This is a genomic window from Apilactobacillus kunkeei, from assembly GCF_005930975.1.
GTDB classification, from domain to species: domain Bacteria; phylum Bacillota; class Bacilli; order Lactobacillales; family Lactobacillaceae; genus Apilactobacillus; species Apilactobacillus kunkeei_E.
In genome coordinates, this window is record NZ_VBSE01000043.1 from 134923 (window position 1) to 148562 (window position 13640).

Annotated in this window: 14 protein-coding genes; 1 reads left to right on the forward strand and 13 read right to left on the reverse strand. The window is 35.0% G+C overall.

Annotated elements, in window-relative coordinates:
- Positions 1-15: 15 nt before the first annotated feature.
- The 10 genes from dnaG to rpsU form a co-directional block, all read right to left on the reverse strand.
- Positions 16-1857, reverse strand: coding sequence for a DNA primase (dnaG, locus tag FD688_RS06800; protein WP_190242939.1), 1842 nt, complete (start codon positions 1855-1857; stop codon positions 16-18).
- Positions 1858-1968: 111 nt separating this feature from the next.
- Positions 1969-4047 carry a glycine--tRNA ligase subunit beta gene (gene glyS, locus FD688_RS06805; protein ID WP_138742347.1) on the reverse strand — a complete coding sequence of 693 codons (2079 nt, stop codon included), beginning with the start codon at positions 4045-4047 and terminating at the stop codon, positions 1969-1971.
- Complete coding sequence (glyQ, locus tag FD688_RS06810) at positions 4047-4979, reverse strand: glycine--tRNA ligase subunit alpha (RefSeq protein WP_034530772.1); 933 nt, start codon at positions 4977-4979, stop codon at positions 4047-4049. Before glyQ ends, glyS begins: the two co-directional genes overlap by 1 nt.
- A 281-nt stretch (positions 4980-5260) precedes the next feature.
- The gene (gene recO, locus FD688_RS06815) at positions 5261-6022 is read right to left on the reverse strand and encodes a DNA repair protein RecO (protein WP_138742348.1); all 762 of its coding nucleotides are present in this window, start codon (positions 6020-6022) and stop codon (positions 5261-5263) included.
- A 28-nt stretch (positions 6023-6050) separates the two neighbouring features.
- Complete coding sequence (era, locus tag FD688_RS06820) at positions 6051-6962, reverse strand: GTPase Era (protein ID WP_371416538.1); 912 nt, start codon at positions 6960-6962, stop codon at positions 6051-6053.
- A 15-nt stretch (positions 6963-6977) separates the two neighbouring features.
- Complete coding sequence (locus FD688_RS06825; protein ID WP_138742349.1) at positions 6978-7373, reverse strand: diacylglycerol kinase family protein; 396 nt, start codon at positions 7371-7373, stop codon at positions 6978-6980.
- Positions 7351-7830, reverse strand: a complete 480-nt coding sequence (gene ybeY, locus FD688_RS06830) for an rRNA maturation RNase YbeY (protein ID WP_138742350.1) — start codon at positions 7828-7830, stop codon at positions 7351-7353. The genes FD688_RS06825 and ybeY overlap by 23 nt, the downstream gene beginning before the upstream one ends.
- Before the next feature lie 24 nt (positions 7831-7854).
- Positions 7855-8823, reverse strand: a complete 969-nt coding sequence (locus tag FD688_RS06835) for a PhoH family protein (protein WP_138742351.1) — start codon at positions 8821-8823, stop codon at positions 7855-7857.
- Between the two features lie 120 nt (positions 8824-8943).
- Positions 8944-9387: a GatB/YqeY domain-containing protein gene (locus FD688_RS06840; RefSeq protein WP_034530760.1), complete on the reverse strand. Its 444-nt coding sequence runs from the start codon at positions 9385-9387 to the stop codon at positions 8944-8946.
- Between the two features lie 80 nt (positions 9388-9467).
- Positions 9468-9662, reverse strand: a complete 195-nt coding sequence (rpsU, locus tag FD688_RS06845) for a 30S ribosomal protein S21 (RefSeq protein ID WP_034530758.1) — start codon at positions 9660-9662, stop codon at positions 9468-9470.
- A gap of 177 nt (positions 9663-9839) precedes the next feature.
- Between rpsU and FD688_RS06850 the strand changes: the two genes are divergently transcribed.
- Positions 9840-10652: a pyruvate, water dikinase regulatory protein gene (locus FD688_RS06850; RefSeq protein WP_138742352.1), complete on the forward strand. Its 813-nt coding sequence runs from the start codon at positions 9840-9842 to the stop codon at positions 10650-10652.
- A 28-nt stretch (positions 10653-10680) separates the two neighbouring features.
- Here FD688_RS06850 and FD688_RS06855 read toward each other — a convergent pair whose 3' ends face one another.
- From FD688_RS06855 to FD688_RS06865, 3 genes are read right to left on the reverse strand one after another with little or no spacing between them, the layout of a single operon-like run.
- The gene (locus FD688_RS06855; RefSeq protein ID WP_138742353.1) at positions 10681-11586 is read right to left on the reverse strand and encodes a deoxyribonuclease IV; all 906 of its coding nucleotides are present in this window, start codon (positions 11584-11586) and stop codon (positions 10681-10683) included.
- Positions 11576-12790, reverse strand: a complete 1215-nt coding sequence (locus FD688_RS06860) for a CDP-glycerol glycerophosphotransferase family protein (protein WP_138742419.1) — start codon at positions 12788-12790, stop codon at positions 11576-11578. Before FD688_RS06860 ends, FD688_RS06855 begins: the two co-directional genes overlap by 11 nt.
- Positions 12791-12828: 38 nt before the next feature.
- Positions 12829-13638, reverse strand: a complete 810-nt coding sequence (locus tag FD688_RS06865) for an ABC transporter permease (RefSeq protein ID WP_138742354.1) — start codon at positions 13636-13638, stop codon at positions 12829-12831.
- Positions 13639-13640: the final 2 nt, after the last annotated feature.

Sequence of the window (13640 nt, forward strand, 5' to 3'; positions counted from 1 at the left end):
AAAGTGCCTCCTAAATTACGATCTTTCGTTCAACTGTTTTTGTCTTTGTAACTTGATGATTTCCATCGCTAGTTCGGTTTGTTTATCAACATCACCTAGCTTCTTGGCATCATTCAATTCAGCCTGTTTGTTCTTAAGCTGAACATCGATCGGCGCCTCATTCATTATTATATTAACATAATCGTCAACCTCTTCTTTATTTGGCGCATCGCTTAACGGTAACATTTCGATATTAATCAACATGTTTTGTAACTTTTCTTCTTTAATGAAGTCTTGAAACTCTGCTGATTTATACTCATCATGTGTCGACATATAGCCTTGTGCCAATGTATATAGAAGTTGAAAATCATCATCCACAAATGAAAAACCATCTTTACTCATCAAATGTTGCCACATTTCACGTGACATCAAAATGCGATTAAATAGATACAATTCCGCCAATTCAACCTTGCTGTGTGATCTGACGTTATCAATTGGTTGGATGACTGGATGACCTTGTTGTGGTTCATCCCTTGATTTTTGAATCGACTTATTAACGTTATTCTTTTGAATATAGGTATTCATTCGATTAGTCAAATCTAACTTATTCAAGTTAAATTGATCAGATAATTGGTTAACATAAATATCTCTTTCCAATGGATCGGAAATCTTAGCAACTTCCTGTAAGACATCGTTAATATAACTAATCTGGTCAGTTTCATTATCCAAGTTACGGTTCAACTTGAAGTATCGCATTTTAAACGAAAGTGGTGATTCATAAGCAGAATGCATATAACTAGCAAACTTTTCTTCACCATATTGTTTGCGATATTCATCGGGATCAATTCCCTCAGGCATTTGAATAACACCTAGAGACAAATCTGTATTACCTAATAATGACAATGCTCGATTAATCGCATTTTGACCCGGTGCATCACCATCATAACAAACACTAACGCTTGGTGTTAAACGTTTAATCGTAGCAATTTGTTCGGTGGTAAGACTAGTTCCCATTGAAGCAATTCCGTTGGTTACACCTGATTGATAAGCGGATATGACATCCATGAAACCTTCAAACAAGATAACGTTTTTTTTCTTTTGAATGGTTGTCTTGGCGTCTGATAGGTTGAATAAGACTTTTCGTTTGTTGAAAATGTCAGTTTCAGGACTGTTTAGGTATTTTGCAGTTGAGGCATTTTTATCCATTACACGTCCTGAGAAACCAATCAAGTTGCCAAACTCGTTTTTAATTGGGAACATGATACGGTCAAAGAAACGATCACGAAGTTTACCATCATCAGTTTCAATAAATAGACCAGATTTTCTCATGTCATCATATTGAACTTTCTTGTTTTCCAAAAACTTATTTAAGATTTGTTCCTTAGGTGCAAATCCCAAACGGTAGAACTTGATGGTGTCATCAGTCAATCCACGTTCGTGCAAGTAATCTAATGCCGGTTGTCCCACTTCAGTATTCATCAAAATATGACTATACAATTCAGTGGCTAGCTCATGCATATTGATTAACTTTTTCTCAACCGGATTGATGTTTGATTTAGCTTTATTGGAATGCTTATATTGGTCTGGAATTTCAATTCCTTGCATATCAGCAACTCTCATTACCGCTTCCGGATATGAAAGATTTTCCAATTCCATCATGAACTTAAAGACATTTCCACCTCTTCCACAACTGAAACAGTGAAAGATTTGTTTTTGTTCATTAACGGAAAATGATGCGGTGTTTTCATTATGAAATGGACATATACCAAATAGATTACTACCAGATTTTTTCAATGAAACAAATTGACCAACCACATCGGCAATGTTGGTTTCATTTCTAATCTGATCAATTACTTCTTCAGGAATCATTGTCAGCATATCTCCTTTCACTGATAAAAGTCGCACCGATTTTTAGTGCGACTTTTGTTAAAAATACGAATAAATATTATACAGTATTTTATCAACCCATCATAGGTTTGTCTATCAATTCTATTTTACGATTAGTTGGTTTAAATCAGCAAACCAGTTAATCATGTTTGATAACTTAGTTAGTTCACGTAAGTGATTGTTCTTAACGTTTTCATCTTTAGCCATAACCATTGTTTGGTCGAAGTAATCGTTAATTGAATCCTTCAAGTCGAATAACTTGGTGTACTCATCATTTGCACTTAGTGAGAAGAAATCATCTGAGATTGATTCAACATTTGAATGAAGGTTCTTTTCAGAATCGTTTTCAAATAATGATTCATCAACATTTAAGTCGTCCGCGGCAAATTCTTGTTTTTCTGAAATTCTTAGAACACGGGTTAATGCTTCAACTGATTCCTTGAAGTTATCATCTTCCTTGTGTTCGTTTAGAATGTCGGCAACGTTAAAGATAAATTCGATATTATCATTGTTTGAGTTACCTGCAGCATCGATAATATCATGTCTAATCTTGTCAGTCTTTAGTTGCTTAACAATTCTATCCTTGATGAATGAAACGATTTCGCTAATTTCCTTGTTTTGATCCAAGTCAGGAGCAATGTTTGCATCTTTTTCAGCGTTGATGAATGCTTCCATCATTTCAGTTAAGTTGAAGTTTAATTCTTCATTCTTAACAATTCTAACGATACCGTTAGCTTGTCTTCTCAATGCGTATGGGTCATTTGAACCACTTGGAATCATACCGGCGGCAAAGAAAGTTAGGATACTGTCAAACTTGTCGGCTAGCGAAAGAACTGAACCAACCTTGGTTGCTGGTAGTTCACCTGTTGCTGATATTGGCATGTAGTGTTCACGAATAGCAGTAGCAACGGCTTTATTTTCACCCTTTAATAGAGCGTATTTTTCACCCATTACACCTTGTAGTTCTGAGAATTCACCCACCATACCGGTTACTAAATCGAACTTGTAAATTTGAGCAGCACGTTTAACATCTTTTAGTTCTTTGTCGCTTAGTTTAGCATGTTGACCAATTACTTCGGCAATCTTTTCAACACGTTGCATTTTTTCAAACATAGTTGAAATCTTGTCGTGGAAACTTACCTTCTTTAGTTTGTTTACATAAAAGTCGATATCCTTAGCTTGATCTTCTTGGTAGAAGAACATTGCATCTTCTAGACGTGCAGTAAGCACTTTTTCGTTACCAGCAATCACGTTTTCGATGTATTCGCTGTTACCGTTTCTAACTGAGATAAAGAATGGCAAGATGTTCCCATTTTGATCGTTAACGTAGAAGAATCTTTGGTTATCCTTCATTGAAGTAATTAGAACTTCTGAAGGTAATTGTAGGTATTTTTCATCGAACTTACCAAAGAACGCCGTTGGCCATTCAACCAAGTTGTTAACTTCTTCAAGTAGACCTGGGTTGATGTTAATCACCCAGTTGTTTTCATTTTGGATTTCTTTGATTTGTTTTACGATTAAGTCTTTACGTTTTTGAGCATCAACAATTACAAATTGTTCTTTTAGCTTTTCTTCGTATTCATCAGCTGAGTTGATGGTTGTGTCTTGACCTAAAAATCTGTGGCCACGACTAACATTTGAAGCAGTGACATCTAGAATTTGAATTGGTAATACTTCATCATCTAACAAAGCTACCATCCATCTAATTGGACGAATGAAGTCTAAACGGTAAACGTTCCACTTCATTAGTGTTGGGAATGTCATGCTTGTGATAACATCCTTTAATCCCATTAGGACTTCTTTAACAGGCTTTCCGGCAATGTGTTTTTCAACAAAAACATATTCAGTACCCTTAACTTCTTTAAAGGTAATGTCGTCGGTGCTTAATCCTTGTCCCTTAGTGAAACCAATGGCTGCCTTTGACCAATTTCCTTCATCATCTAAAGCAATCTTCTTAGCAGGACCTTTTACAGTTTCGTTTACGTCAGGTTGTTTGTCAGCTAAGCCTTCGATTTGGATAGTTAAACGACGAGGAGTTGAGAATGGCTTAACAGCATCAAAATCGATTCTTTGATCTTTTAAGTAATCTTCAGTCTTCTTAACTAATTGTTTGATACTAGGAGTTACCACATGAGCTGGCATTTCTTCTAGTCCAATTTCAAGTAAAAATGTGTGAGCCATTATTTTTCCTCCTTGTTTTCATCATCTTTTAGAAGAGATTGTCTTAATTTTTCATCTTTAATAAGTGGGAAACCACGTTTCTTTCTTTCAGCAATGAAGGCCTTAGCGATTTCTCTGGCCATTCTTCTGATTCTTGAAAGATATCCGGCACGTTCAGTAACTGAAACGGCTCCTCTAGCATCTAATAAGTTAAATGTGTGGCTACATTTTAGAACGTAGTCGTATGCAGGGTGAACTAAGCCGTTTGCGATTTGTTTTTTAGCCTCTGTTTCGAAGTCATCAAACATCTTTAGTAACATTTCTTGGTTACTTTCTTCAAAACTGTATTTTGAGTGTTCGTATTCTGGTTCTTTGAAGATATCACCATACTTTACACCATCACTCCATTCTAGTTCAAAAACGTTGTTAACGTCTTGAACGTATGAAGCAAGTCTTTCTAGACCGTAAGTGATTTCTGAAGCAACTGGGTTCATTTCTTGACCACCAACGATTTGGAAGTAAGTAAATTGAGTAACTTCCATTCCGTCTAGCCAGATTTCCCAACCAACACCGGCACAACCCATTGATGGGTTTTCCCAGTTATCTTCAACGAAACGAATATCGTGTTCTTCTGGGTTAATGCCAAGTTCTTTTAAACTATCCAAGTATAGTTCTTGGATGTTTTCAGGAGATGGTTTCATGATTACTTGGAATTGGTGATGTTGGTATAAACGGTTAGGGTTTTCACCATATCTACCATCAGCAGGTCTTCTAGAAGGTTCAACGTATGCTGCGTTCCATGGTTCAGGTCCAATTGCACGTAAGAATGTGTATGGACTCATAGTTCCGGCACCCTTTTCAGTATCGTATGCTTGCATTAACATACAACCTTGTGATGACCAGTATTGTTGTAATTTTAAAATGATGTCTTGCATTGACAACTTTTCTGTCATGTTACTTCCTCCTAATAAACGAATGGCATAAAAAAAACCTATGCAAAAAGTATACTTAAATACAGTTTACATAGGGACGATTATTCGCGGTTCCACCCTACTTCTGACTTTCGTCAGCAGCTTGATTTCTTTGGTTCAAAAAGTGCCAATCATTGAAAAATGCAAGTAGCTCACACTGTCCTACTATCGCTGAAAATCATTTTATTCAATGACCCTCTTTTGTCATTACCATTCGTATTTATTTAGTTTAATTATAGTTTAAAATTGATAAAAAATCAATTCTATAATCTTAGGTCATTCATTTGATCTAAGAAACTTTTACTCTTTAGGTGAATCCCTACAGAATCCGAGTAAATCTTATCGAGAAGCATTCTTAAATTTCGCTTTGTATTGTCATTTACATTAACGTTACCCAATTTATTTAAATCAATAATTGAGAAACGACGTAAATAATAAATAGTCTTTTGATCTAGGTGCAAACGGTTATCATCTAAATGAAAATGATTTTGGCAAATCAATCCACCATAGGTTTCGGAGTAATCAAAGTTTAGATCATTTCGACCACAAATGGCACATCCCCTTAGTTCAGGTTGCACCCCAAATTCACCTAAAAGTTGGATTTCACAAATGTTTGTAATCACCTCAGGATCGACACCATTATCAATCAATCGTAATGCTGCAAATAACTGGTTAAACCAATGTGGAATTGGTGTTGAGTCAGGAAACGCAACGTCAACCAAAGACATAATGTAAGTGGCATAAGCATTTAAGAAAATATCTTCGCTAATGTTTTCATAATGGTCAGTATCTAATCCACTATAAATATAAGATAAGTTTTCAGCATTTATCTTTCCAGAATACGTACCATAGGTAAAAGGCAAGATATCCGCCATCATCTTAAACCCTCTTTTACGAGCGCCTCGAATGAAAAACATCTTCTTGCCTGCCTCGGCCGTTAAAAACTTAACTAACATATCATTTTCTTTGAAGTTCTTTCGGTATAGTAAAATACCGTGAAAATTCATATATGTTTGTGAATCCATTTTTATTCACCGACCATTTTTTAAAATTTTAATAATTATCCTTCTTATATCCTAGCGACTTAAGAACGGATGATTCATTACGCCATCCAGGATGAACCTTAACCCAAAGTTTTAGATAAACCTTGCTACCTAATAGGTCTTCAATATCTTGTCTAGCAAGAGTACCAATCTTCTTTAGCATTGATCCTTGCTTACCAATCAAGATTCCCTTTTGACCAGGACGGTCTACTAAGATATCAGCTTGGATATCTACGTTGCCGTTTTCCTTGGTCTTCATGCTTAAGATATCAATCGCTATTGAGTATGGAATTTCATCTCTTGCTAACATTAAGATTTTTTCTCGGATTAGTTCAGCAACGATAAAACGTTCTGGGTGATCAGTTACTTCATCTTCTGGGTAGTATTGTGGACCAGCTGGTAATAATTGCTTTAAATTATCCATCAATTCATCAACGTTGTTACCTTGTAGTGCTGAGATTGGGAAAACTTCTTTCCAATCAAGCGCCTTCTTGTAAATATCCATGATGCTTAACAGTTTGTTTGGATTGATTTCATCAATCTTGTTGATGATTAAGTAAACTGGTTTATCAATATCCTTCAAGCGGTTAATGATAAAGTTATCTCCAGCACCTCTTGTTTCAGTGGCACTTACCATAAATAAAACAGCATCAACTTCTTTTAAAGCTGAGAAAGCTGATTTTTCCATGAAATCATCTAATTTGTTATTTGGTTTGTGAATTCCTGGGGTATCCAAGAAAACAATTTGTGATTCATCATCGGTGTATACACCTTGAATCTTGTTTCTAGTTGTTTGTGCTTTATCACTCATAATCGCAATCTTTTGACCGATAATTCGGTTCAAGAATGTTGATTTACCAACGTTTGGTCTACCAACGATTGCTACAAATCCTGAATGAAAGTTTGGATCAAATTCCATAATAATTCCTCCGTGCTGTTAAAGTCCAAATATGAGTGGAACGTATACCAATAATCCGATGATTGCTGCAAAGATTGACGCAATGACCACACCTGCGGCAGCAACGTCTTTTGCCTTCTTAGCAATTTCATCATACTTATTACCAACAATTAAATTAACAATTGATTCACATAACGTATTTACAACTTCAGCGATTAAGACAATAAATATTGCTAGCAAAATCCAAAACCATTGGCTCAAATCAATCTTAAGAATAAACGAAATAATCACTACGATTAAAGATGCAATTAGATGAAATCTAAAGTTACGTTCTGTCTTGCATAATATCACTAAACCATCAAAAGCATGCTTAAATGATTCAGCGAAACTACGATTTTTTCTGACTACTTTTTTATCTTTTAAGCCCATAGTCATCCATGATCTTTCTTTGCAATGGGAACATAACATCTTCATCTTCTTGCCTCATGTGATCATAACCGTTTAAGTGTAGGAATCCATGAACAACAAGGAAACCTAATTCACGTTCATATGAGTGGTCTAAAAATTCTGCTTGTTCAGCAACCTTATCGATTGAAACAAAGATGTCACCAATGTTTTCAGGGATTTCTGCTGCCATTTCATCATCCATAATTAATGGAAAATCGTCATCACCGTCTTCAATCGCAAAACTAATAACATCGGTTGCGCGGTCAACACCACGATACTTACTGTTAATTTCCTTAATTTCGTCATTATTAACGAATGTTACTGACATTTCAGTATTATCCTTAAGTTCTAATGCCCTGCTAGCAAATTGCAATACATCTTCCACTAAATCGATGTATTTTTGGTCTACACCGTCTTTTGTCTTATCGTAAATTTCTAAATCCATTCTGATACTCCTGTTATAAAATTTCTAGTTTTGTTGGTATTCTTCGTAGGCATCGATAATTCTAGCAACCACTGGATGTCTAACAACATCCTTAGAATCAAACTTAACAAAACGAATCTTTTCAACATTTTGTAAGATTGATTGGGCTTGAACTAGACCACTACTTGCATGTTTAGGCAAATCAATTTGAGAGATATCACCGTTAACAATCATCTTTGAACCAAAGCCAAGACGAGTTAGGAACATCTTCATTTGAGCAGTAGTTGTGTTTTGAGCTTCGTCTAAGATAACGAAAGCAGAGTCCAATGTTCTACCACGCATATATGCTAAAGGCGCAATTTCAATAACTCCTCTTTCCATCAACCTAGCAGTGTGTTCTCTTCCTAGAATTGAATGAAGTGCATCATAGATTGGTCTCAAATATGGATCAACTTTTTCTTTTAAATCACCAGGTAGAAAACCAAGGCTTTCACCGGCTTCAACGGCAGGTCTTGTCAAAATAATCTTTTCGACATCACCATGTTTTAATGCTGCGATTGCCATGACCACAGCTAAATATGTTTTACCAGTACCTGCTGGCCCAATACCGAAAGTAATATCATTACGTTTTACGGATTGAACGTATTGGCGTTGTCCAAAGTTCTTAACACGGACTGGTTTCCCCTTAAAATCTTTAATTAATATTTGATTATATAGCTCTTTAAAATAACTTAACGTATCATTTTTGGCCATATTCATAGCAGAAACAATGTCACTGCTATTCAATGAGACACCATTTTGAATTAAGTCCATTAAGTTCTTAAAAATTGAAATAACTTTATTAACATTATCTTCACTTCCGGATACCTTCACATTAGTTCCAAAAGCATTAATTGATACTTCCATACCCTCTTCAAGAATTGTAACGTATTTATTTTGTGCCCCTAACAACTTAGGTTCAAAATCTAAATTATGAATAATAAATTCTTTGGTTACTTCAGTTTGTTCTGTCAATATAGCGACTCCTTTTTTATTAATAATCAAATATTAGCACAGATTTTGACTTTAAAAAAGTTATTAATATGTACTAACAAAGCATGCTTGTACCATAGCACAACCATACTTTATAAATAATTAGCTTAAGTGAGCTTTTACAGATTGGTTAACTTCGTTTCCGTCAGCTTTACCCTTAACCTTTGGCATGATAGCACCCATTACTTTACCAAAATCAGACATTGCTGAAGCTCCCACTTCACTGATAGTTTCTTCAACTACCTTGTCAATTTCTTCTTTTGACATTTGTTTTGGAGCGTATTTGCTTAGCACAGCTAATTGTTCTTCTTGTTCGGCAACTAAATCATCTCTACCACCATCTTTGAATTCAGCAATAGATTCCTTAACTTGCTTAACTTCACGGCTGATAACAGTTAGTTCTTCGTCATCACTTAAATCATGACCTAAAGCAACTTTTTCGTTAGTTAGGGCTGATTTTAGAGAACGAATAACGTTCAAAGCAGTTTTGTTGTGTTCCTTCATTGCATTTTTAAGATCTTCATTAAGACTTGTAGCGATACTCATTATAGTTTCCCTCTTTCAAAATATTCAGCTTAGTTTTAGCAAAAAAAACGTCCCTGAAATAACAGGAACGTTTTTAGTAATTAAAAGCGACGGCTTTTTTTCTTGTTGTTGCGCTTTCTTGCTGCTTCAGATTTTAATTTACGTTTAACACTTGGTTTTTCGTAGAATTCTCGTTTACGGTATTCACGTAAAGTACCGTTCTTGGAAACTGTACGTTTGAAACGACGAAGAGCATCATCAAGAGATTCGTTTTTACGAACGACTGTTTTTGACATATGAAAATTCCCTCCCTCCGAGCTCGAAATACAACAGTTACTTTTTTAATTTATTAAAACTGTTCTTAATAATTATACAAAACAATATTTATAACGTCAATATTACATTTGAATTTAAAACTACTTTTATGACAGTTTTTTAGATATAATATAATCGTAAAAAAAGGAGTGATTTTGATGAAACATATTAATATCTTTGCCATCTCAGATTCCAGTGGTGAAACGGCGATGCAAGTAGCCAAAACCGCTGGTGCACAATTTGAAAGTGCTGATATTTCATACGAACGATACCCATTTATCACTACCGAATCTATGTTAAGTGGTATCTTAAAAATTGCCAAACAAAAAGAAGCTGTCATTTTTCATACACTAGTTAACGCAGATTTAAGTAGACTGATTGAAGACTTTGCATCGGCTAACAAATTACAAAACGTTGATTGTGTTCAAAAACCAATGAAAGCCATTAGTAATCAATTAGGCTTCAATCCTGAACGTGTGAGTGGTTTGGTTCATGACTTAAATGACGACTACTTTAAGCGAATTGAAGCAATGGAATTCTCTGTCGAAAATGATGATGGAAGCAATCCTCAAAACCTAACAAAAGCAGATGTCGTAATACTAGGAATTTCTAGAACATCAAAGACCCCGCTATCACTTTATCTTGCAAACAAACAAGTAAAGGTTTCAAACGTACCAATTGGTCCTACCATCCAATTACCTAAAGAAGTCTTTGATGTTGATCCAAAGAAGATTATTGGTCTTACCAGCGTAACTAAAGATATTCAAAAAATTAGAAAAGCCAGAATGGCATCATATGGTATCGATGAAGATACACCATATTCAAACTCAAAGAACATTGACGAGGAATTAGAATACGCTAACAACTTATACCATAAACTTGGTTGTTTAATTATCGACGTCCACGATAAATCAATCGAAGAAACAGCCACTGTGATTATGGAAAGTCTTGATTTAGATTCATACCAATAAAAAAAGAGCTTAACAGCTCTTTTTATTTTTATTGATTTAAAATATCATCCATCAAATTGTTATTGAATTGTTGTTCTTTTAACATTTTAACTTCGAAGTAATGTGGAGACAGCTTCTTCTTACTTCCTTCAACAGCAACAGCTGGTGTTTCCATAATCTTTGGAACATCAACCAATGATTCGTGGTGAGCAATGTAGTTCAAAGCATCGAACCCGATTGTTCCCAAACCAATAATTTCGTGTCTATCTTTGTGACTACCGAAATCATTCTTAGAATCATTTAAATGAACAACCTTTAATCGATCTAAACCAATTACATGGTCGAATTCATTTAGTACACCGTCAAAGTCTTCTTTAACGTTGTAACCAGCATCATTAGTATGACAAGTGTCGAAAGTAACGGATACTTTATCGTTATCCTTAACACCATCAATGATTTGGGCAATTTCTTCAAAGGTACGGCCAACTTCTGTTCCCTTACCTGCCATGGTTTCCAAAGCAATTTGAACCTTTTGATCTGGTTCAATGACTTCGTTTAACCCTTTGGCAATTTGAGCAATTGCTTTATCTGCACCTTCACCAACATGAGAACCAGGATGTAACACAATTTGTGTTGCACCAATGGCTTCAGCACGTTTAACTTCTTCGTGTAAGAAATCAACACCAAACTTAAAGTTTTGTGGCTTGGCAACATTTCCTAGATTAATGATGTATGGAGCATGAACAACAGTTTCCAAAATACCATGTTCTTTCATGTATTCCTTACCGTCTTCGGCTCTTAATTCATCAATTGGCTTTCTTCTGGTGTTTTGAGGAGCACCAGTGTAAACCATAAATGCATTTTCACCATAGCTGTCAGCTTCTTTAGCAGAACCCAAAAACATGGTTGAGCCATTCATGCTAACGTGAGATCCGATTAAAAACTTACTTGTCATTACTAATCATCCTCATTTCATCAACAAATTTTTCTGAAGAGTCTGCAGATTCCCACCCACAATACTTTTCATAGAATTCTTCATACTTCTTATCGTAATCAGAATACTTCTTTTCCTTGTTAAATGCATCAATTTGCTTGTAAAAATCGTCTTCATCTTCAACAACAGGTCCAGGTAATTCTGTTCTGTAGTCAAAGTAGAAACCACGAATATCATCTTCATAATGTTTTAAATCATATGCATAGAACAACATTGGTCGTTTCAAGTTTGCATAGTCAAACATTACTGATGAGTAGTCTGTGATTAACAAATCAGACATTAGGTATAAGTCACTAATGTCTTCTTCAACCATGATGTAAACACGGTCTTCAAAGCCCTTAATATCAATGAAGTCTTTTACAAGGTAATGTGGTCTGATAATTAATACAGTGTTGTCATCAACTTGTTCAAAGAAAGTCTTTAAACTAAATGGTAATTCGAAGTTGTAAACACCCTTACGTTTGTAATTATCATCACGCCAAGTTGGTGCGTAGGTGATTACACTTAAATCATCTCTACCAAGGTATTTTTTCTTAAGTCTACTAATGTTGTCTTGATTGTCACCATAGTATAAGACGTCATTTCTTGGGTATCCGATATCTAAGAAATGATTGTTAAAATCAAAAGCTCTAGAAAAAATATCTTTAGAGTATTGATTTGGTGCAATTAAGTAATCCCAACGATGGGCTTCATTAGTAAAGTTTTCTTTATACTTTTCAGTATTAGTACCAGGCATCATAACGTTTTCGATGTCAGTACCTAGTTTTTTCAAAGGCGTACCATGCCATGTTTGCATGTATACAGTCCCCTTATTCTTGTTCCACCATTTTGGTGTTCTGGAATTAAATACCCAGAAGTTAGCTCTGGCCATTACCCATACCCATTTAGGCATGAATTTTCTGACCATCTTGATATCAGGATATAATTCCTTGAAAATCTTATATTGAGCTTTTCTGACAGTAAAGTATGCTTTTGACTTATCTTCTGGATACTTTTCAATCCACTTTTCATAGATAGCTGCCGGATTATCATTGATATCCTTACCCTGGAAACTTTCAAAAACAACTAAATTTTTCTTTACTGGTAAAGTAATCAAAACATTATTAATCAAGATCAATACTCGACGAATTGACTTCTTAATAAATCTAATTACTTTTTTCTTCAATTTCATCATACGACAATTTCAATCCTTTTAACTTTTAACTAAATGTAATCCACGAAACGAGCTCTGAACTTGTAGTGTAGATGTGATCCAACCAATAGGAAGAATAATACTGTTAGCCAGAAGATTAACATCAACATTGGTTTTTGCCAGAACCAAGCTTCACCTAGCATTGATTCTCTAAATCCTGAAACAATGTAGAAGAATGGGTTCAATTGTAAGAATCTTACAAAGAATGCTGGGAAAGCATTTGTTTCAAAGTTAAATAGAACTCCAGACATGTAGAACAATACTCTCATGATTGATTGTAAGAAGATACGATAATCACGAACAAGAATTGTTACAGTTGAGTTGAAGATACCGAATGCTAATAGCCAACAAATCATTGCAAAGAAGTAGTATAGCCATTGAATCCAGTATAGGTTAGGTAGTATTCCACCCTTTAGGTAACCTAAGATAATTGAACATGCTAGCATAGCCCAAAATGAACTTAAGTTAGTTAGAATCTTAATTGATGGTAGAACACTAACCGGGAACTTCATTTTTGATACCATACCAACTTGTTGGTAGATACTCTTTGAAGCATCTAAAGTAACACTGTTCATGTAGAACCATGGTGTAATACCGATAACCATCCAAGTTAGATAATCAACGCTTCCTGAGGTCCCCTTCTTTAAACCAACACCAAATACTAACCAGTAGATTAAAATTTGAATAATTGGATATAAGTATGCCCAAATAATACCTAAATAATGGCTTTGATAATCTGACTTATCCTCGTATTTTGACACTCTAAACATTATTGGTAAATTTTGAATTTGCTCTTTGATTAATGTAATGACTTCCTTCAAGT

Bases quoted from the DNA above. Each gene is read 5' to 3' on its own strand.
- recO (WP_138742348.1), bottom strand. From the start codon at position 6,022: ATGGATTCACAAACATATATGAATTTTCACGGTATTTTACTATACCGA.
- FD688_RS06825 (WP_138742349.1), bottom strand. From the start codon at position 7,373: ATGACTATGGGCTTAAAAGATAAAAAAGTAGTCAGAAAAAATCGTAGT.
- rpsU (WP_034530758.1), bottom strand. From the start codon at position 9,662: ATGTCAAAAACAGTCGTTCGTAAAAACGAATCTCTTGATGATGCTCTT.
- FD688_RS06855 (WP_138742353.1), bottom strand. From the start codon at position 11,586: ATGACAAGTAAGTTTTTAATCGGATCTCACGTTAGCATGAATGGCTCA.
- FD688_RS06840 (WP_034530760.1), bottom strand. From the start codon at position 9,387: ATGAGTATCGCTACAAGTCTTAATGAAGATCTTAAAAATGCAATGAAG.
- glyS (WP_138742347.1), bottom strand. From the start codon at position 4,047: ATGGCTCACACATTTTTACTTGAAATTGGACTAGAAGAAATGCCAGCT.
- dnaG (WP_190242939.1), bottom strand. From the start codon at position 1,857: ATGCTGACAATGATTCCTGAAGAAGTAATTGATCAGATTAGAAATGAA.
- glyQ (WP_034530772.1), bottom strand. From the start codon at position 4,979: ATGACAGAAAAGTTGTCAATGCAAGACATCATTTTAAAATTACAACAA.
- ybeY (WP_138742350.1), bottom strand. From the start codon at position 7,830: ATGGATTTAGAAATTTACGATAAGACAAAAGACGGTGTAGACCAAAAA.
- FD688_RS06850 (WP_138742352.1), top strand. From the start codon at position 9,840: ATGAAACATATTAATATCTTTGCCATCTCAGATTCCAGTGGTGAAACG.